This window comes from Rhizobium sp. FG113, assembly GCF_057809895.1.
The window spans coordinates 26,669-46,436 of record NZ_JBMDKV010000030.1; the positions used below are offsets into that span (position 1 = coordinate 26,669).

Below are 19,768 nucleotides of genomic sequence, written 5' to 3' on the forward strand. Positions count from 1 at the left end.
ACCACCGGGCCTAGCAGGCATAGGCAAGTGGGTGGTTCAAATCGGGCGCGGCGATAACGTTCATGTCGATCCCATAGATGTCATGTAGCGTCTCGGGCACGAGTATGTCGGCCGGCGTGCCGCTGGCAACCACGTGACCATGGTTCAGAGCATGGATCCGATCACAGAAGCGCGCTGCCATGTTGATATCGTGAAGGACGATCACCACGCTTCGCCCGCCTTCATGTGCCAGACGCCGGACGAGTGAAAGAACCTCGATCTGGTGGGCGATGTCGAGTGCTGCGGTGGGTTCGTCGAGGAGCAGACAGCGAGCATCCTGAGCGACCAGCATTGCGATCCAAGCGCGTTGCCGTTCGCCGCCGGACAGGGTGCCGACGAGGCGTTCGGCAAGCATCTCTATGTGTGTTGCTGCAAGGGCGGCATCAACCTTGGCCTTGTCGATCTCGGAAAAACGGCCGAGGGCGCCATGCCACGGATAGCGCCCGCAACCGACAAGCTCGCGAACTGTCATCTCAAGACCCGTGCTCAGATCTTGCGGCAAATAAGCGACCGCCCGCGCAAAGTCGCGGTCGCCATAGTGATCGAGTGCGTGGCCGCTACAGGTAACAGTTCCTGAGGTGGGCGACTGTTGGCGCCCAAGAATCTTCAAAAGGCTGGATTTGCCTGATCCATTGTGCCCGACCAGAGCCACGACTTCGCCTGCGGGGAATTCAAGGCTGACGTTGGACAGGATGATGTTGTCCTGGATGGAAAGCCCAACGCCTCTGACGTCGAACGCCGCTACCATTTGGGTGACCGCTTGCGCGGGTTCTAGCGAGGTCAAGGTGTTTCCCTTTTTCATTGACTATCGGGCCGACGGTTGATTGTCGTCCGTACGGCCGCTTTCAAACGCGATACCAACGGCTCGATTGACGGCTGGCCCGAGCACGGACATGTGCGTCTGTCCCGCGAAGAGCTCGAACTGCGTCTGAATACCCGTGGCGGGATCATGCAGCCGATCCGCCATTTCCCGTGCGAGCGCGACCGTGCGTTCGGTCTTGCGTTTCTCCGCGCGGGAAGCAGCGTCGTCGTTGCGATACTGGAAGGGAGCGAGCTCATCGCCTTCGTACTCGCCGGCAGACAGATGAAGGAAAACGGCTGGGCCAACGATGGGCTGCCGTGCGGCCTCGTTGTTCAGGATTTCGCTTGCCTCCCAATAGATTGTTGGACTTGCGGCAATCCAGTTGGTGAAAAGGCTCGGCCGTTCGAAAAGGGTATAAAGCGTGAAAAGCCCGCCGAACGAATGGCCGAACAGCGACCTGCGCGTTCGATCGATGCGCGTGATCGCGTCGAGCCGCGGGAAGAGGCGGTGCTCGATGAAGTCGACGAGTTGCCGGGTCCCGCCAATACGGACCGGCGGTCCTCCCTCGAAATAGGGCGGATAGGATTTGATCGGTGGAGGACCAAGGTCCCAAGCCCTCCGGAAGGCATCATAAGGTTCCTCGCAGGGGTAGCCGATCGCGGCAACAACCCCCCAGTTGACGTTGGTTCCAGTCGGGTAAGGGGCTTGCGTCACCAAGCTGGCGAAAGCGAAGGGGAATGTCGCATTGCCGTCGGTCGTGACCAAAAGAGGCCAGCCGCCGACGGGCGGCTCGCCTTTTGGTATGAACAGGAAGATGCGGTATGGGTCGCCACCGTCGGTTGGCTCAAGGTCGAAATGAACTGTTCCGGGCAAGGCGTAGGCTTGATCAGTCATAGTCATTCCGATTATCGCTTGGTCGATCGACAAGTGGTTGCAATGCTCGTTACCACTTGAATTTCAGCGATCCCATGACCGTACGGCCCTGGCCGGTGTAGCAGTAGCCATCGGTGCAGACCTGCTCGCGACGATCGGCGAGGTTTGTGGCGCTTACCGACAGCGACAGTCCTTTGAGTTCCGGAGAGCTCACGCCGAAGTCATAGGAAACGACTGCATCGAGATAGCCGACGCCGGCGTTCTTGGCCGTGTTGGAGTCGCTCGTAAAGGAGTCGCTCATCGCGCGAATGCCGCCCCCAATGCTCAGCCCAGGTATGGCGGAGGTTTCCGGCATCGCGTAGTTCACCCACAACGAAGCAACGTGGCGCGGCACCGTCGAAGGGGCATTGCCGATCAAGGTCGCATCGTTATTGCCGGTGATCTCTGCATGGGAGTAGGTGTAGGCGGCAATCAGGCTGATGCCGTTGTCGAACTGGGTGCGGCCCTCAAGTTCGAAACCCGTATAGGTGTTTTCTCCTGAATTCTCGGAAAACAGGAAGCTCGAGGCATATTGGGGCTTGTTCGTCTCGACCAGGCGATAGACGGCGCCGCTCAGTGAGTAGTTCTCGCCTTCTGGCTGGTACTTCACGCCAACTTCGATCTGCCGACCTTTGGTGGGGTCCAGAACCGAGCCATCTTCCGACAGAGCTGTCGATGGTACGAACGACGTTCCGTAGCTGACATAAGGTGCGATACCATTGTCGAACAGGTAGAGTAGTCCCACCTGGCCGGAAAGAACGCCATCGTCCTTCTCATCCGTCGAGCCGCCGGCGCCCTTTACAGTGGATTCCTGATGCGCCCAGTCATAGCGAAGGCCCGCCACGGCGCGCCAATTGCCGAGTTCCATCTGATCTTGTGCATAAATGCCGGTTTGGGTGAGGCTGCTTCCCGTGAACGAGGTAAGCGCAGGGACTGGCACGATTGAGCCAGGTGTATTCGCTGCGACGCTGCCGCTGCCCATAGCGAAGTCGGACGAAACCCACGTGTAGTCGAGGCCGCCGAGCAGCGTGTGAGAGACGTCACCGGTATCGAATTTGGCTTCTAGCTGGTTGTCAATCTGATAGCTGCGCAAGTCCTCCGTTACGGCGGTCGTCGGCCAGCTGCCGTCTGTGTTGACCAGGATGCGGTTGAGGTAATGGGCTTTCAGATCCACATCGCCTGCGCGGGCATTCTGGCGGAAGGTCAGGCCGTTTTCGAACTCATGCTCCAGCTGGTACCCCAGCTGATATTGCTCGACCTTCTGGCTGTTGAAATCCGGATCGGTGTAGAGGAAGACGTCGTTGTCCTGCAGGTAGCTCCAGGCGCTTGCACCTGTCTCGCTCTTTTGCGCCAGTCCATAAACGGTGAAGGTTGTGTCTTCGCTAGGCTTCCAGGTCGCGGATGGCTGCAGGAGATAGCGGTCATCATCAATGTCGTAGCTTCCTTCCCCTGCGCGGGCCAACCCGACCAGACGGTAATCTATCTCGTCGTTGATCGGTCCGCCAAAATCGAAGGCTGCCTGCTTACGGCCGAAGGTGCCGTATTGCAGCTCAATCTCGTGATGTGCTTCATCCAGCGGCAGCTTTGAGATGCGATTGACGATACCGGCGGCGCTCGCCGCGCCGTACATCACAGATACCGGGCCCTTCATGACCTCAATGCGATCGAGCGTGTATACTTCCGTCATGAACGAACTGTAGCTCATGATCGGTTGGCGCAGGCCATCGCGGAAGTCGCCGGTGGTGGTTGTCTCGATACCTCGAATATAGATCTGGTCGAATCGCGGATCATAACCGAAGGCACCGGTTGTGACGCCCGATGCATAACGGGCCGCCTGGATCATATCGGTGACCGCACGCTCATCCATTTCTGCGCGCGTGACAACGGAGACGGAGCGTGGTGTCTCGACGAGCGGCGTATCCGTCTTCGTGGCCGATATCGTGCGCTTGGGCACGACCGTAGCATTGTCCTCTTTAATTGACTGAGGATTCGAACTGTTGCCGGTGACGGTGATTTTCTCAAGCTCGGTGCTACCGTCTTGAGCGAAGGCTGGCCCCACGTTCAGAGCGGCGGCAGTGACCACTCCCACGAGCATGGTAGAATTGAGGAGGCCGCGATGCGTGCGAGTTCGTTTGAAAGAAAATGCCATTGCGCGACCCTTCTCGGCAAGCAGAGGCGCCGGCAAATAGCCGACGCAAGACCAAAATTCTCAAGGCGGCAATTTGCGCCGCCGAAAGGCACGTCGCCTTTCGGGCGCATCAATAAAAACATTACTAAATGAGTCAAGATATCGCCGGAGCGTTTATCGCCCTTCTTCGATCTTTTTGCTCGATTTTCACAAGCTATTCGCGGCAGGCCCGAAGCAGTCGACCAAATATTAGACCTGCGGCGAGACGCTGGAGGAGCATGCTCGTGAATGAGCGGAAGGGGATCTGGAATCGACGCCCGCGAAAGCCGCGCAGCATTTCCGTATCTCGGTCCGAAACCTTCGGCAAAATCGTTTGCGTAAAGAGGGGAGGGACTAGAAACGAGCGGCTACTTGAAGCCCTCTTCAAGTTGGCACCAGATGGCGAGTAGCGGTTGAGAGGTGCACCGTATCGCGAATGTCTGCCCTGCCTCGACCGCAAAAACCGATCCGGCGTCAGCCCTCAACCATGCTTCACCATCGATGCATATTTCCGAGGGGCTTAGAAGCAGGAAAGCCTTGGAGCGGGCCTGTACATTATCGGGAAACCGCGTATACGGCTCCATGAGGATCAAACAAATTCGGATGTCTGGTCGAGTCTCAATGCCGGAGGGACCGATCAAAATGCTGTGCGCGTGCGCTTTCGAGAAGTTCACGCTCGCAAACGGACCGGATCGACCGCTTTGCCAGGCGATATATGGGCTCAGTTGAGCGAGTTCAGTGGCCAAGCGTTGGTGGAGAAAGCCGGATGATTGGCGCGCATGGCGCAATGCCGTTTCGAAGGATTGCTTGCGCGACGCCGTTTCCTCGAGATTGAAAATCCCCGTTCGTTCCGTTCGCTGAAGCACCTTTCCCGCAATGAAGCTTGCCGTTGGACAGGCGTTGGAGGAGAGCATGGCCGAGGCAAAGGCATTCAAAAAGCCTTGTAAAGCATCGGGGCGACGCGCCGCGCCGCGCACGACGAGCCTTGCCACCACACCGTCCTTCTCAGTCACAAGAAGGTCCGCGGAGTGGTCGGGTTTCTTACTCATACGCAAAGATCCACATTTTACTATACGTCAAGGCTGCCCGGCGATTGGTTGGCGCAAACGGCTATCTTGCCATCATCCAGAGTAACGAAATTGACACCGCCATTTTCCAGCGCGAACTTCAATTGTGCCGCCGTCGCACGGTGGACATCGTGGCGCCCGCCTTCGTAATCGCGAACCGTGCTTCGCGACACGCCGGCACGCGCCGACAGCTCGAGCTGTGTCCAGTCGAGCAGGCCGCGAGCGGCTCTACAGAGCGCCGGAGACAAAATCTTCTGGTCGTAAGCTTGACCCATGTTCGACTATCGCCCATATTGGTTGATATAGATCATATAGGCTAGTTTTTGAGAGATTTCTAGGTGGTTGCGAAAGTGCTCCTCCTGGCAGTCATAATCTGAAAAGGATCGACGCATTGGGATAACAGCCGGACCGTTCATGCTCGTTGCGCTGCTGCTTCTGCCGTTCATCGGAAGCATTCTATCGGTCTTTTTTCTGAGAACGGCATCACGTCGTCTGCCCGCTGGTCTTGCTGGTTTCGTCGTCCTCATTTCCCTTTTGCTCACCGCCTCTCTTTACCCGCAAGTCATTGATGGTGGCGTCATTCGCTTTAACGCGGAATGGTTGCCGCAGCTCGGTCTTGATCTGACGCTGCGAATGGATGCCTTTGCATGGATTTTCTCCATGCTGATCACCTCCATCGGCTTTCTGGTGATCCTCTACGCTCGCTATTACATGTCGGAAGACGATCCGGTCCCGCGGTTCTTCTCCTTCCTGCTTGCATTCATGGGAGCAATGATCGGCATTGTCATATCAGGCAATGTCATCCTGCTGTCGGTGTTCTGGGAGCTGACAAGCATCTTCTCTTTCTTGCTGATCAGCTACTGGCACAACAATTCTGCCGCACGCGATGGCGCGAGAATGGCGCTGACGATCACCGGGATCGGTGGCTTCTCCTTGTTGATCGGCCTGATCCTGCTCGGCAAGATCGTCGGCAGCTATGATCTGGACAAGATCCTGAACTCCGGCGACCTGATCCGAAATCATAGCCTCTATGTGCCCGCGCTGATCTTCATTCTGCTTGGAGCGTTGACGAAGAGCGCCCAGTTTCCATTCCATTTCTGGCTCCCCAACGCCATGTCAGCGCCCACGCCCGTCTCGGCGTTCCTGCATTCGGCGACGATGGTGAAGGCGGGTGTCTTCCTGCTCGTGCGTTTCTGGCCCGTCCTGTCGGGAACCTACGAGTGGTTCTGGATCCTCGGCGCCGCGGGCATGATCACGTTGCTGCTGGGCGCCTATTTCGCGATATTCCAGCGCGATCTGAAGGGGCTGCTCGCCTATTCGACAATCAGCCATCTTGGCTTGATCACGACACTGCTGAGCCTGGGAAGCCCATTGGCGACGGTGGCGGCGATTTTTCACATGCTCAATCACGCGACGTTCAAGGCGTCGCTGTTCATGGCGGCGGGCATCATCGACCACGAGACCGGGACGCGCGACATGCGCAAGCTGAGCGGGCTGTATCGGTTCATGCCTATCACGGCGACGCTTGCCGTCGTCGCCAGCGCCGCCATGGCGGGTGTGCCGCTGTTGAACGGGTTTCTTTCGAAAGAGATGTTCTTCGCGGAAGCGGTCGAGACCCATGCCGATTCAATCCTCGACAGAATACTGCCCTATGTCGCGACGCTCGCCAGCGCCTTCAGCGTGGCCTATTCCCTGCGCTTCATTCACACTGTTTTCTTCGGGCCGCCGCCGACAGACCTGCCGATCGCGCATCCGCACGAACCCCCACGCTGGATGCGTTTCCCGATCGAGTTTCTCGTCGTATTGTGCCTGGTCGTCGGGATCGTCCCGGCACTCTCGATCGGACCATTTCTCCACAGCGCGGTAATCAGCGTTCTGAGAGATGATACGCCTGAGTACAGCCTCTCGCTGTGGCACGGGATCAATCTCCCGCTGATCATGAGCGTCATCGCGCTGATCGCCGGAACCGCGATCTACTGGGCGCTCAAAGGCTATCTGTCTCGCTGCGATGATGGCCCGCCCCTTATCCGGCGGCTGAAGGGGCAGCGCATTTTCGAACGAATCCTCGTGGAAGTCTCCTGGCGGTGGGCGCGGGTTGCCGAGCGGCGCTTGGGAACACGCAAGTTGCAGCCGCAATTGCGGTGGCTGGTGGTTGCCGGTCTTCTGGCTGGCGCTCTGCCACTTTACTTGCGCGGCTTTGAGCATCGGCCCTTTGCCTATTCCGGCGTCGATCCCGTCTTCGCCGCGCTGTGGATAATCGGGGTATGTCTCGCGATCGCTACCGCCTACACGGCCAAATACCACCGACTGGCCGCGCTGATCATGCTCGGCGGTGTCGGCCTGATCGTGTGCATCACCTTCGTGTGGCTTTCGGCGCCCGACCTTGCCATTACCCAGCTGCTGGTCGAGATCGTCACCACCGTTCTCATCCTGTTGGGACTGCGTTGGCTGCCGAAGCGATCCGAAGACATTCGCGAATCGATGACGATCCGCGCCCGGTTCCGGCGCTTCCGCGACTTCGCGCTTGCGGTCATCTGCGGCGTCGCCATGTCCGCCATTGCCTATGCCGTTATGACGATGCCGGTGCCTGACGCGATCGCCAACTACTTCCTCGAACACGCCTATTCGCTCGGCGGCGGACGAAACGTCGTCAATGTGATCCTCGTGGATTTCCGCGGCTTCGACACGCTCGGCGAAATCGCGGTGCTCGGCGTCGTCTCGCTCACCGTCTACGGCCTGCTGCGTCGTTTCCGCCCGGCTGAAGACAGCATGGGCATGCCGGAGCAGCAGCAGGTGCAAAACCGCTTCGACGAGGAGCGGCCGGAGCGTTCGGCTGGCGATACTGTGCGCGACTATCTGCTCGTGCCATCGGTTATCATGCAGTGGATGTTCCCCGTTATCATCACCTTCTCGGTCTATCTCTTCATGCGCGGGCACGACCTGCCGGGCGGCGGGTTCTCGGCGGGATTGACGCTCTCGATCGCCTTTCTCCTGCAATATCTCGCCGGCGGTACGCGCTGGGCTGAGGACCGCATCCGCATTCTGCCACTGCGCTGGATGGGCGCGGGGCTGTTGACGGCGGTGCTGACGGGTGCCGGTGCCTGGTTGCTCGGCTATCCGTTCCTGACCTCGCATTCGCGCTATCTCGAACTGCCCCTGATCGACAAGGTGCCGGCGGCGACGGCGCTGCTCTTCGATCTCGGCGTCTTCTCCCTGGTCGTCGGATCGACCGTGCTGATCCTCGTCGCCCTTGCCCACCAATCGCTGCGGATCAATCGCCTGCGCACGATCGAAGCGGCCAAATCGGAGGAGCGGTGATGGAACTGGTTCTGTCGATCGCCATCGGCATCATGACGAGCTGTGGGGTCTGGCTCATCCTGCGCCCGCGCACCTATCAGGTGATCATCGGGCTTTCGCTGCTCTCCTACGCCGTCAATCTGTTCATCTTCGGCGTCGGCGGCGTCAAGGCCAACGTTCCGCCGATCCTCGGTAATGACGATCCGTCCATTCTCGCCGATCCGGTGCCGCAGGCCCTGGTGCTGACCGCCATCGTCATCGGCTTTGCGACGACGGCGCTGTTTCTCGTCGTCCTCCTGGCGTCGCGCGGGCTGACGGGCAGCGACCATGTCGACGGAAGGAACGAGCCGAAATGAACGGTTGGTCCCATCATCTCATCGTCGCACCCATCCTCATTCCGCTGATCGCCAGCGCGCTCCTGCTGTTCATCGACGAGCGGCGCCGCGTCGCCAAGGCAATGGTCAGCCTGGCATCTGCCATTTTGCTCACCGTGATCGCCTTCATCCTGTTCAGGATCGAAAGTGGCCCGAATGGCTTCGAGGGCGTCTATCTCGTCGGCAACTGGTCAGCCCCGTTCGGCATCGTGCTCGTTCTCGATGGCCTCTCGGCGATGATGCTGCTTTTGACCGCGCTGCTTGCGGTGTCGGCACTCGTTTTCTCCCTGGCGCGCTGGCATGCCGTCGGCGCGCATTTCCACAGCATGTTCCAGCTGCTCCTCATGGGGGTCAACGGCGCGTTCCTCACTGGGGACCTGTTCAATCTGTTCGTCTTCTTCGAGGTCATGCTGGCAGCCTCTTATGGCCTCCTGCTGCATGGCTCCGGTCCGCTGCGCGTCAAGGCCGGCATGCACTACATCGCCGTCAACCTCGTGGCCGCCCTGCTGTTCCTGATCGGCGTCAGCCTGATCTACGGAACGGCCGGGACGCTCAACATGGCCGACCTTGCGGCGCGCATCCCCGAGATCGAGCCCGACAGGCGCATGCTGATGGAGGCCGGCGCCGGCATATTGGGCGTCGTGTTCCTGATCAAGGCCGGCATGTGGCCGCTCTGCTTCTGGCTGCCCACGGCCTACAGCGCCGCTTCTGCGCCAGTAGCCGGCATCTTCGCGATCATGAGCAAGCTCGGCATCTACGTCATCCTGCGGCTGACGATGCTCTTGTTCGGCGAAGGGCCTTCGGCCGGGTTCGGCGCGCCGGTTCTGCTCTATGGCGGCATGGCGACGCTGATCTTCGGCATCGTCGGCGTGCTTGCATCGCAGGCGCTCGGACGGCTGGCTGGCTTCTCGGTACTGGTCTCCTCTGGGACGTTGCTGATGGTGCTTGGCATCAACGACGGCGCCGTCTCTTCCGGCGCGCTGCTCTATCTCGTCAGCTCGACACTGACGATCAGCGCCTTCTTCATGCTGATCGAGCTCGTCGAACGCGGCCAGGATGCGGGCGCAAACGTGCTTGCCGTGACCATGGAAGCCTATGGCGAGGCCGACGACGAGCCTGAAAACGAGGAGGAAGGCGTGACCATGCCCGGCACGATGGCCGTTTTGGGCATCTGCTTCGCGGCCTGTGGCATCCTCTTGTCCGGCCTCCCGCCGCTCTCGGGCTTCGTCGCCAAGTTCGCCATGCTCTCGGCGATGATGGGCACCGGCTCCATCGGCGTGCCGCCTACGGCCGCGATCTGGGCGCTGGTCGTGCTCGTCATCCTCTCCGGCATCGCCGCGCTGATCTCCATGACGCGCGTCGGCATCCGCACCTTCTGGAGCTCGATCGAGGGAACGGTTCCCCGCGTGCTGGTGATCGAGATCGTGCCGGTGATGTTCCTCTTGGCTCTGACCCTGGCACTCACCGTGCAGGCCGGGCCGGCGATGCAGTACATGGATACGACGATCCGGACGCTGAGCAAGCCATCGATCTACATCGACGCGGTCAACAACGCGCTGCCGATCAAGGGCGTCAAAGCTGGAACGGAGGGCGAGTGATGCTTCCCTATCCCATTCTCGCGACATGCCTCCTCATCATGTGGCTGCTGCTCAACGGCTTCACCCTCGGCCATTTCATTCTCGGCCTCGTCGTCGCGGTCTTCGCGGGCTGGGCGATGGCGTCGCTGCAGCCGGAGCCGATACGGCTGAAGAAATGGTATCTGCTCCCTAAGCTCTTTGGCCTGGTGTTTCGCGATATCGTCAAGTCGAACATCGACGTCGCGTGGATCATCCTGCGCAGCGGCAAACGCAGGCACAATCCCGGCTTCATCACGATTAATCTGGAACTCCGCAGCCAGTTCCCGCTTGCCGTATTGGCCGTCATCCTGACGAGCACACCGGGATCCGCGTGGCTGGAGTATGATTCCAATGATCATTCGGTGCTGCTGCACGTTCTCGATATCCAGAACGAGGCCGTATGGCGCGATACGATCAAGAACCGCTACGAAGCGCTGTTGCTGGAGATATTCGCATGAGTGCAATCATCCTCTTCACGGCCGTGTCGGTCGCCCAGATCATGCTCGTCGCCGCCATGGCCATCGTCTCGATCCGCATGTTCGTCGGCCCGCGCGCGCAGGACCGCATCCTCGGCCTCGACACGTTCTACATCAATGCCATGCTGCTTCTGGTGACATTCGGCGTCGGAACGGGACGGGTGGTGTATTTCGAGGCTGCTCTGGTCATCGGCATGATCGGCTTCGTTGCGACCGTCGCGCTGGCGAAATTCCTCATGCGCGGAGAGGTGATCGAATGATGCACCCGGCTATGGATATGCCTGTTTGGGTGGCGGCGCTGGTCGCCTTCTTTCTCGTCCTCGGCGCCCTTTTGGCGCTGATTGGTGCGATCGGATTTCTGCGTCTGCCAAGCTTCTACCAACGCATTCACGCGCCCACCCTCGGGACTAGCTGGGGAATCGGTGGCGTCATGCTCGGCTCGATGATCTTCTTTTCCGTGGCGTCGTCGCGATTGGCGATTCACGAGATTCTGATCGGCATTTTCGTCACGGTAACGACACCCATCACGCTGATGATGCTGGCGCGCGCTGCCTTGCACCGGGATCGCGCCGAGGGGAATGGCGAGGCGCCTCCTAAGCACAACCCGGAGCCCAGATAGGAGCTTGTCGACCACCTGACTGGTTGGGGTCGTGATGCCGAACTTCTACGATGCCGTCATGCCGGCCGATGCGGATGCGCGTTTCACCGTCGGGCGAGCCCGACAGAGCCGCTTTGCCCGCAACCTAAATTCTGTTTGGATGTTGGTGTCGCTTCACATATATTGATATCAGTGTCATCACTAAAGGCGAGGTGATATCAATGCCGGCCGTAACGATCCGCAATCTTCCTGATGAAACACATCGCGCTTTGCGCGTGCGCGCGGCTCACAATGGCCGCAGCACAGAGGCTGAAATCCGCGATATTATCGAGGCCGCGGTTCGCCCTTCTCAGCGCGTTAAGCTTGGTTCTCTGTTGGTGGGCATTGGTCGCAATGCCGAGCTCTCCAATGCGGATGTCGAAGCCCTGCAGCGGACACGTGATGATACGCCTGCCGAACCTATGACTTTCGAATGATCCTTCTAGACACCAATGTGATATCCGAGCCTTGGAAGCCAGTTCCTGACCAGGCAGTGGTGGACTGGTTGGATGCTCAAGCGATCGAGACGCTTTTTCTCTCCGCTGTAACGATTGCTGAGCTTCGGTTTGGGATCTCTGCTCTGCCCTCGGGCAAGCGCCAGGCCATTCTTCATGATCGGCTCGAAGGTGAGGTACTTCCGCTTTTCGCTGGGCGTATCCTTTCTTTTGATCTCGCGGCGTCGCAATCCTATGCGGAACTGATGGCGCGTGCTCGTTTGTCGGGAAAGGCGATCGCCAAAGCGGATGGATATATCGCAGCAACAGCCGCCGCGAATGGTTTCGGGGTGGCAACTCGCGATACGAGCCCATTCGAGGCCGCCGGGCTAAGTGTGATCAATCCATGGCTGCGATAAGCGAATAAGCTGTCGAATCTTCGCGTCCGCTCAGAAGCGCCCGCTGTCACACGCTTTCGCGCCGAACGACTTGAAAACCCGTGTCATGGCTGACGCCGCGACGGTCGATACCGCTTGCCCGTTCCACAATCAATGTCATCGCCCGCTGGCCCATTTCATAGCTATGGGGTTGTATCGTGGTAATTCCGGGGGTGATTTCGGACGCAATCTCATAGTCGCCCCAGCCCGCGACAGCGAGGCGGTCAGGAACCTTCCAGCCGCGGCGGCCGCATTCAAACAGGACACCGGCGGCGACAATGTCAGTAGGGCAGACGATCGCATCGATGTCCGGGTCGATCGCGCACAGCCCCTCAAGCGCCTTCGCTCCGGCACTGAACCCGTCTGCCTGATCGACAAGAACGATCCGGTGGCTATCAAGTCCAGCATTCTCCACGCACCGCCTGAAAACCGGGACACGCTCTGTGTATCGACGGGAAACATCGCCGTCATAGCCAACAAACCCGATCCGCTGACGTCCCGCTTCGATGAGAAGAGATGTAATTGCGTGAGTTGCGTCGGCGGTGGAATAGCCGACCGCCATGTCAAATGGGTTGTTGTATACCCAGGACTCAACGACGGGCACGCCGGTCTTCCGCAGGAGGGTCAGCGCATCCACTTCATGTTCGTCGCCCACGAGCGCCACGCCGGCAACACGCAGGCCCACGAAAGTCCGGATCGCCGCCGCTTCCTGGCTAACCGTATCAGCCAGTTTCAAAATCAGTTGGTAACCCTGGCTCGCCACGCGATCCTGCATGCCGCGAACATAGTTGTAGAAGCTCGAATTCTTGATCGATGGAATAACGGCGCCGATAACCCGGCTTTGGCCTGAGGCCAGATTGCCGGCGGCGTGGTTTGGCACATAGCCCAATTCCGCCGCGATTGTGAGCACGCGCCGCCGCGTTTCTTCCTGCACTCGCTCCGGATAGCGGAACGTGTTCGAGACCGTCATCGGCGATACGCCGGCCGCGACAGCGACCGACTGCATGGTGATGGCTTCATCGTTCCGAGATTTCGTCATGGCATGCCTTGAGCTGAATTCCACATCGAGATGACTACGAAATACGCACTGCTATAAATCGCGGCAAAGTCAGAAAAGCAATCCTTGACAGAAGTCACGCGCAGAATATTGTAGCGCTACAAAAGATGGATTGGAATATATCTTTTTTGAGTTCGTCGCGTAGAGGAAAGGCCGGGACATTGATGACGGGAGCAGGGCGTCAGGCCGATACCGGGCTTTTGCTGGCGGGGATTCATAAATCCTACGGCAAGGTTGCGGCTGTTAGAAATCTCGAGCTGCACGTGGCTACCGGTGAGCTCGTCGCGCTGCTCGGGCCGTCCGGCTGCGGCAAGACAACGACGCTGCGCATGGTTGCCGGTTTCGAGACGCCGGATACCGGTTCGGTGAAGATCGGGGCCGAGGAGATTTCGCAATTGCCGCCGCACAAGCGCCGGCTCGGCATGGTGTTTCAGAATTACAGCCTGTTTCCGCACCGCACGGTCGCCGAAAACATCGGCTTCGGCCTGCGCATGGCCGGCATGTCGAGGGCGGAGCGCGACGACAAGGTCGCGGAAATGCTCGATCTCGTGCAGTTGCAGGGCAGGGGCGACGTCTATCCGTCGAAGCTTTCGGGCGGCCAGCAGCAGCGCGTGGCGCTGGCGCGTTCGCTCGTCGTCAATCCCAAGGTCCTGCTGCTCGATGAACCGCTCGGCGCGCTCGACAAGTCCTTGCGTGAAAGCATGCAGTTCGAGATCCGCGGCATGCAGCAGCGCCTCGGCATTACGGCGCTTCTGGTCACGCATGATCAGGAAGAGGCGATGTCGATGGCTGACCGGGTCGCCGTCATGAACGGTGGCCGTATCCTGCAGATCGGCGCCCCTGCCGACATTTACGACCGACCGAAAAGCCGGTTTGTGGCGGAGTTTCTCGGCACTTCCAATATTTTCGAAGGCACCGCCGGTGAAGGTGGCGGTGTGCTTGCCGTGGCCGGACCGCAGGGGATCGTGAACCTGCCTCTTCCGGAGCCGCAGGCTGCCGGTCAGTCGCTGCTTCTTTCGGTGCGCCCGGAGCGTATCTCGCTGATCTCCGGTGAGGCGGTTAAGGGCTTTTCCGGCCGTATCGTCGGCGCGGTCTTCCGGGGCAACTATGCCGCCTATCAGGTCGAGGTTCCCTCGCTCGGCCGCGAGCTTTTCGTCTACCGGCAGGCCGATGGTCCGCTCGGCGCCACCACCTACCATCTCGGCCAGACCGTGACACTCGACTGGGCGCCGCAGGACGGCGTCGTCGTCAGCGCGGAGTAATTGTGAAAGTGACAAACATGTCAAAGACTGGTGCGCGCATCGGGATCGACGTCGGCGGTACGTTTACCGACTTCGTGCTCTCCAACCCGAATGACGGCAGCCTGACCTATTACAAGGAGCCATCGACGCCGGACGATCCGTCGCGGGCGCTGATCGAGGGACTGCAGAGCCTTCTGACGAAGGCGGGCATGACATCCGCCGATGTCGGCACGCTGATGCACGGCACGACGATCGGCCTCAACGCCATCATCCAGCGCCGCGGCGCCACCATTGCGCTCGTCGTCAGCAAGGGTTACCGCGACATTCTCGAAATCGCCCGCAGCCGCATGCCGTCGTCGTTCGACTTCCATGCGAGCAAGGAAGAGCCGCTGGTGCCGCGCCTGCGCATCGTCGAGGTCGATGCCCGTTTGTCTGCACATGGCGAGGTAACGAAAGCTGCCGACGAGGCCGAGCTGGATCGCGTGGCCGCGGAACTCAAGTCGCTCGGCGTGGATGCCGCCGCTCTCGTGCTGATCAACGGCTATACGACGCCGTTGGTCGAAATAGGCATGGCGAAAACGCTGTCGGAAAAGGCCGGTGGCCTGTCGATCACCTCTGCCGCCGCCATCTGGCCGGAAATCCGCGAATACGAGCGCACGCTGGTTGCCTGCCTCAATGCCTATATCCAGCCGCTGATGCAGCGCTATTTCGCCGGTCTCACGAAGGGGCTGGAACGCGATGGCGTGGTCGCTCCGATCCTTGTGACGGCGTCCAACGGCGGCTCGCTCAGCCTCGTCTCGGCGGATGAACGCCCGGTCGAAACCATTCTGTCCGGTCCCGCCTCGGGCGTGATGGCCGCTGCCCGTCTGGCGCAAGCCGCTGACGTGAAATCGATCATCACCTTCGACATGGGCGGCACCTCTTCCGATATCGCCGTCGCGCAGGCCGGCTCCGCCGAGCTTGCGACACGCACAGATATCGGCGGCCTGCCGCTGGTTCTGCCGGTCGTCGATGTCTCGGCCATCGGCGCCGGTGGCGGTTCCATCGTCTGGGTGGATGCCCACGGTCTCCTCAAGGTCGGCCCTCAGAGTGCCGGTGCGATGCCCGGCCCGGTTTCCTATGGTCGTGGTGGCACACAGCCGGCCGTCACGGACTGCTATCTGGCGCTCGGTTATATCGATCCCGCCGGCTTCCTCGGTGGCCGCATGAAACTCGATATCGACGCCGCACGCGCAGCGCTCGGCGAGGTTGGCAATCGCATCGGCCTGACCGGTGACGATGGCGCAGCCCTTGCCGCCGAAGGTGCGCTTGCCGTCACCACCGCCGGCATGGCGACCGAGCTCTACAAGACGCTTGCCTCGCGTGGTCTCGATCCGGCTGCCTTCGCGCTCGTGCCCTTCGGCGGCGCCGGCCCGACCCATGCGAACCTCCTGGCCGAAGAGGCCGGTATCGGTCGTGTCGTCATCCCCCCGGCCGCCGGCACGTTTTGCGCACTTGGCGCTGCGGCTGCCGATCTGCGTCGCGATTTCGTCCGCAGCCTGCGCCGCGCCGTCGACGAAACGAGCGCCGCGCTGATGCTGGACGTGATGAAGGAACTGGAAGACGAAGGCTCCGCCTGGCTCGACCGCGAGGGTAATGCGGGCCAGACCCGCCGCTTCGAGCGTGGCGCCGACATGCGTTACGCCGGTCAGGCTTACGAGCTGCGCGTCAAGCTGGACGAGAACGCCCGCGACGCCGCCTCGATCTGCGAAGCCTTCCATCTGGAACACGAGCGTATCTACGGTTTCCGCGATACAGAGACGGAGGTCGAGCTGGGCACCGTTCGCCTCGCCGTTGTCGGCGTCACCGAAAACATCACCCAGCCGGAAATTGCCGCCGGCACGGGCGCGCCTTCGCCCAAGGGCGAGCGGCCGCTCTTCCGCGGCGGAAAATGGGTTTCGGCCGGCGTCTACGACCGCAGCGCGCTCGGCGCCGGCGACCGTATCATCGGTCCCGCCATCATCGAACAGGACGATACGACGACCGTTCTTCTTCCCGGCTGGTCGGCGCGTGCCGATGCTCTTGGAAACCTCCATCTCGAAAGACATGCGCAATGAAGCTTGATCCCGTCACGCTCGCCATTCTCGGCAACAAGCTCGCCGCCGTCAGCGAGGAAATGTGCCTGACGCTGCAGCGCACCGGCCGCACGCTCTATGTCAAGGAAACCGCCGATTTCGCCTGCGCGCTCGCAGGCCTCGATGGTCGCTTCTTCGCCTATCCGCGCTCGATCGGCGTTTCCGGCTTTGTCGGGCTGGAATGTGCCCCGTCGATCGCCGCCGTCGGCACGCTTGAACCCGGCGATGTCATCCTGACCAACGATCCCTATCGTTCGGAGGGTCTCGCCACCCATCTGCCCGACCTGCACATGATCGAGCCCTATTTCCATGAGGGCAAGATCGTCGCTTATGGCTGGTGTTTCGTGCATTGCTCGGATGTCGGCGGTCGCGTGCCGTCCAGCATCTCGCCCGTCAATACGGAAATCTTCCAGGAAGGCCTGCGCATTCCGCCGGTCAAGCTGATGAAGAAGGGGGAGATGAACCCCGACGTCGCCCTCTTCCTCAATGCCAACAGCCGCACGCCGGATGCCAATATGGGCGATATCCGTGCCATGCTGGCAGCGCTCGCCGCCGGTCGCCGCCGTCTGGAACAGACGATCGGCCAGCACGGCGTCGAAACCGTCGCCACCGCCGCCGTCGATCTCGTCGCCTATTCGGCGGAAAAGGCGCGCAGCGTGCTGAAGCGCGTGCCATCCGGCACCTACAGCTTCTCCGACTATCTCGACGACGATGCGGCGACCCGCCTCCCAGTGCGCATTGCCCTGTCTGCGACCTTCGAGGACGGCGAGGTGCATCTCGATTTCACCGGCACCGATCCGCAGGTCGCGACCGCGATGAACATTCCCTCGCGCGGCCGCCCGCACGCCTGGCTGACGCTGCGGGTGCTTGCGCTTGTCAATACGCTCGACCCGACCACGCCGCTCAATGTCGGCATGCTGGCGCCGGTCAAGATTACGGCTCCCGAAGGCAGCCTCGTCAACCCGCAGGAACCGGCGGCCGTCGGTGTGCGCCATGCGGCCGCCATCCGCGTCAACGACGTGCTGAACGGCGCCTTCGGCAAGGCGCTGCCGGATGTCATGCCGGCGGCTTCCTCCGGTACTGTCATTCCCGTTGTCATGGCGGAGCCGGATGGCCGTGGCGGACGGCGCGTGCAGGTCATTGAGCCGATGATCGGCGGCACCGGTGCGCGCAAGGGCCGCGACGGTATCGACGGTCGCGACAGTGGCATTTCCAACCTTGCCAACAATCCGGTCGAAACGGTCGAGGCCGAACTTGGCATCGAGATTTCCACCTACGCGCTTCGCCCTGATTCCGGCGGCGCCGGTCAGTGGCGCGGCGGCTGCGGCATGGAACTGACGTTCCGCGTTTTGACCGATGACAGCAACGTGCTCGGCCGTGGCCTGGAGCGGCTGCTGTTTCGCCCCTGGGGCTCGAATGGCGGCAAGCCCGGTATGCCGGGCCAGCTCATTCTCAACCGTGGAAAGGACGGCGAGCGCCATCTCGGCAAGATCGACGTCTTGACCGTCAATGCCGGCGATACCGTCACCTTCCTGACGCCGGGCGCGGGCGGCTGGGGCGATCCGGCCAGCCGTGATCCGCAGGCGGTGTTGCGAGACGTGATCAACGGTTTCGTGACGGTAGAAGCCGCCGAGAGCGATTATGGCGTGGCGATCGTCGGAGGCGCCGTCGATGCGGCTGCGACCGAGGCCCTGCGCAAGGCGATGGGTGAAAGCAAATCCGGCGTTGCGCAAGGAGCCGAGCGTGAGCGTTGGGACGAAGCCTTCCCGGCGAGCGTCATGGATCGCTTGAACCGTGGCCTCGTGGCGCTTCCCGGCGCCGTTCGCCAGCGCCGCCGCCGCGAGATTTTCGATACGGTGCTGAACGAACTGCCGGAGGGCTTTCCGCGTATTGCGGCAAGCGAGGCAGCGGTAAACGCTGCCCGGCAAAAGCTTGAGGCTGCCGCCGGCAGCTTTTGATACGCATGCCAATGAAATGCTGATGCCACCTCATTCCAGATTTGGAGAACTGCGATGACGACAATCAAGAGAAGACACTTCCTCGGTGGCAGCGCTGCACTCGGCGCGGGCCTGATGGCGGGCGGCTTGCCGCGTCTGGCGAATGCGCAGGCGGGCGAAATCACCGTCACCGCCTTCGGTGGCGTCTGGGAAGAGGCGGTGCGCACCTGCTTCGTGGCCCCGTTCGAAGCCAAGACCAAGGCCAAGGCAAACGTCTCCCTCGGTGGCCCGCCGCAATGGCTGGCGCAGGTCGAGGCCAATGCCGCCAAGCCGCCTGTCGACGTGCTGATCATGACGCCCGACCTGGCGCTGACGGCCGCCAAGGCCGACCTTGTCGATGACTTTACAGTCGACAAGCTGCCGAACCTTGCCAAGATCCCGAAGGAACTGACCGACAGCGTCATGGGCAAGGGTACGCTGTTCGACTATGGCGTCGGCGGCATCACCTTCCACAAGGAGCGGGTCAAGACCCCGCCGAAGTCGTTTGCCGAGTTCGTCGACCGGGTTTCCTCGGGCGATCTGATCGCCTCGGTTCCGTCGATTTCCTATGCCGTTACCCCGATCATGCTGATCTGGGCCATGGCGAAGGCGCTGGGCGGCGGTGTCGACAATGTCGATCCGTTCTTCGCCGCCATGGAGAAGATGAAGTCCAACCTCGTCTTCTGGGGCGGGCCGAACGATTTCTTCAACCACCTGTCTTCGGGTGAAGCCGATTGCGGCATCTATTTCGATGGCCGCACCTGGAACCACTATGACAGTGGCGCCACCTGGATCGACTTCATCAACCCGGAAGAGGGCGGCTCGCTCAACGGCGTGGCCGTGCAGAAGCCGAAGAATGCCAATCCGCTGGCCTGGGATTATATCAACGAAGTCCTGGATGCGCAGAACCAGACCAAGTTCGCCGACATCATGAACTATGGCGTGACCAATACCGACGTCGTCTACAGCGACAAGCTGAAGCCGCGCATCACGCCCTGGCAGAACACCGCCTTCCCGCCCTACGAGCAGATCGCCCAGGTTCGCAATGAATGGGTCGACCGCTGGAACCGCGAGATCGGCCGCTAAAACCCGGTCGGGGTGCGGCTTGTAACCACCCAGCCC

18 protein-coding genes are annotated in these 19,768 nt (G+C 61.0%); 12 read left to right on the top strand and 6 right to left on the bottom strand.

From position 1 onward, the window contains the following. Positions 1-10 precede the first annotated feature (10 nt). The 5 genes from ACODTZ_RS33745 to ACODTZ_RS33765 form a co-directional block, all read right to left on the bottom strand. Positions 11-787, bottom strand: coding sequence for an ABC transporter ATP-binding protein (locus ACODTZ_RS33745; RefSeq protein WP_489031449.1), 777 nt, complete (start codon positions 785-787; stop codon positions 11-13). Positions 788-844: 57 nt separating this feature from the next. Next, positions 845-1,735, bottom strand: coding sequence for an alpha/beta hydrolase (locus ACODTZ_RS33750; protein WP_489031425.1), 891 nt, complete (start codon positions 1,733-1,735; stop codon positions 845-847). Positions 1,736-1,784: 49 nt separating this feature from the next. Continuing rightward, on the bottom strand, positions 1,785-3,902 hold the full coding sequence (locus ACODTZ_RS33755; RefSeq protein ID WP_489031427.1) for a TonB-dependent siderophore receptor: 2,118 nt from the start codon (positions 3,900-3,902) through the stop codon (positions 1,785-1,787). 386 nt (positions 3,903-4,288) lie between these two features. After that, a complete protein-coding gene (locus ACODTZ_RS33760; protein ID WP_489031429.1) occupies positions 4,289-4,969 on the bottom strand; it encodes a dimethylsulfonioproprionate lyase family protein in 681 nt (226 codons plus the stop codon). A gap of 20 nt (positions 4,970-4,989) precedes the next feature. After that, positions 4,990-5,262, bottom strand: a complete 273-nt coding sequence (locus ACODTZ_RS33765; RefSeq protein WP_489031431.1) for a helix-turn-helix domain-containing protein — start codon at positions 5,260-5,262, stop codon at positions 4,990-4,992. 139 nt (positions 5,263-5,401) lie between these two features. On the opposite strand from ACODTZ_RS33765, the gene ACODTZ_RS33770 reads away from it, so the two are divergent. The 8 genes from ACODTZ_RS33770 to ACODTZ_RS33805 all read left to right on the top strand — a co-directional run bounded on the left by ACODTZ_RS33770 (position 5,402) and on the right by ACODTZ_RS33805 (position 12,240). After that, positions 5,402-8,305 (top strand): monovalent cation/H+ antiporter subunit A, encoded by a 2,904-nt coding sequence (locus ACODTZ_RS33770; RefSeq protein ID WP_489031433.1) that lies wholly within the window; start codon positions 5,402-5,404, stop codon positions 8,303-8,305. Further along, positions 8,305-8,640: a Na+/H+ antiporter subunit C gene (locus ACODTZ_RS33775; RefSeq protein ID WP_018897795.1), complete on the top strand. Its 336-nt coding sequence runs from the start codon at positions 8,305-8,307 to the stop codon at positions 8,638-8,640. The genes ACODTZ_RS33770 and ACODTZ_RS33775 overlap by 1 nt, the downstream gene beginning before the upstream one ends. After that, complete coding sequence (locus tag ACODTZ_RS33780) at positions 8,637-10,256, top strand: monovalent cation/H+ antiporter subunit D (protein ID WP_037185738.1); 1,620 nt, start codon at positions 8,637-8,639, stop codon at positions 10,254-10,256. The genes ACODTZ_RS33775 and ACODTZ_RS33780 overlap by 4 nt, the downstream gene beginning before the upstream one ends. Further along, positions 10,256-10,732: a Na+/H+ antiporter subunit E gene (locus ACODTZ_RS33785; RefSeq protein WP_489031436.1), complete on the top strand. Its 477-nt coding sequence runs from the start codon at positions 10,256-10,258 to the stop codon at positions 10,730-10,732. Before ACODTZ_RS33780 ends, ACODTZ_RS33785 begins: the two co-directional genes overlap by 1 nt. Beyond that, the gene (locus ACODTZ_RS33790) at positions 10,729-11,010 is read left to right on the top strand and encodes a K+/H+ antiporter subunit F (RefSeq protein WP_037185734.1); all 282 of its coding nucleotides are present in this window, start codon (positions 10,729-10,731) and stop codon (positions 11,008-11,010) included. The genes ACODTZ_RS33785 and ACODTZ_RS33790 overlap by 4 nt, the downstream gene beginning before the upstream one ends. Beyond that, a complete protein-coding gene (gene mnhG, locus ACODTZ_RS33795; RefSeq protein ID WP_197067351.1) occupies positions 11,007-11,369 on the top strand; it encodes a monovalent cation/H(+) antiporter subunit G in 363 nt (120 codons plus the stop codon). Before ACODTZ_RS33790 ends, mnhG begins: the two co-directional genes overlap by 4 nt. A gap of 200 nt (positions 11,370-11,569) precedes the next feature. After that, complete coding sequence (locus ACODTZ_RS33800; protein ID WP_209234147.1) at positions 11,570-11,824, top strand: FitA-like ribbon-helix-helix domain-containing protein; 255 nt, start codon at positions 11,570-11,572, stop codon at positions 11,822-11,824. Beyond that, on the top strand, positions 11,821-12,240 hold the full coding sequence (locus tag ACODTZ_RS33805) for a type II toxin-antitoxin system VapC family toxin (protein WP_489031439.1): 420 nt from the start codon (positions 11,821-11,823) through the stop codon (positions 12,238-12,240). The genes ACODTZ_RS33800 and ACODTZ_RS33805 overlap by 4 nt, the downstream gene beginning before the upstream one ends. A gap of 46 nt (positions 12,241-12,286) precedes the next feature. Here ACODTZ_RS33805 and ACODTZ_RS33810 read toward each other — a convergent pair whose 3' ends face one another. Next, positions 12,287-13,297 (bottom strand): LacI family DNA-binding transcriptional regulator, encoded by a 1,011-nt coding sequence (locus ACODTZ_RS33810; protein WP_489031441.1) that lies wholly within the window; start codon positions 13,295-13,297, stop codon positions 12,287-12,289. Between the two features lie 182 nt (positions 13,298-13,479). Here ACODTZ_RS33810 and ACODTZ_RS33815 point away from each other — a divergent pair, with 182 nt between their 5' ends. Genes ACODTZ_RS33815 through ACODTZ_RS33830 form a run of 4 tightly spaced genes read left to right on the top strand, consistent with a single transcriptional unit; the run spans position 13,480 to position 19,732 of the window. Further along, a complete protein-coding gene (locus ACODTZ_RS33815) occupies positions 13,480-14,577 on the top strand; it encodes an ABC transporter ATP-binding protein (protein WP_489031451.1) in 1,098 nt (365 codons plus the stop codon). A 17-nt stretch (positions 14,578-14,594) separates the two neighbouring features. After that, positions 14,595-16,652 (top strand): hydantoinase/oxoprolinase family protein, encoded by a 2,058-nt coding sequence (locus ACODTZ_RS33820; protein ID WP_489031443.1) that lies wholly within the window; start codon positions 14,595-14,597, stop codon positions 16,650-16,652. Beyond that, a complete protein-coding gene (locus tag ACODTZ_RS33825; protein ID WP_489031445.1) occupies positions 16,649-18,628 on the top strand; it encodes a hydantoinase B/oxoprolinase family protein in 1,980 nt (659 codons plus the stop codon). Before ACODTZ_RS33820 ends, ACODTZ_RS33825 begins: the two co-directional genes overlap by 4 nt. 54 nt (positions 18,629-18,682) lie before the next feature. Then, entirely contained in the window at positions 18,683-19,732 is a 1,050-nt protein-coding gene (locus ACODTZ_RS33830) for a substrate-binding domain-containing protein (RefSeq protein ID WP_489031447.1), read from the top strand. Positions 19,733-19,768: the final 36 nt, after the last annotated feature.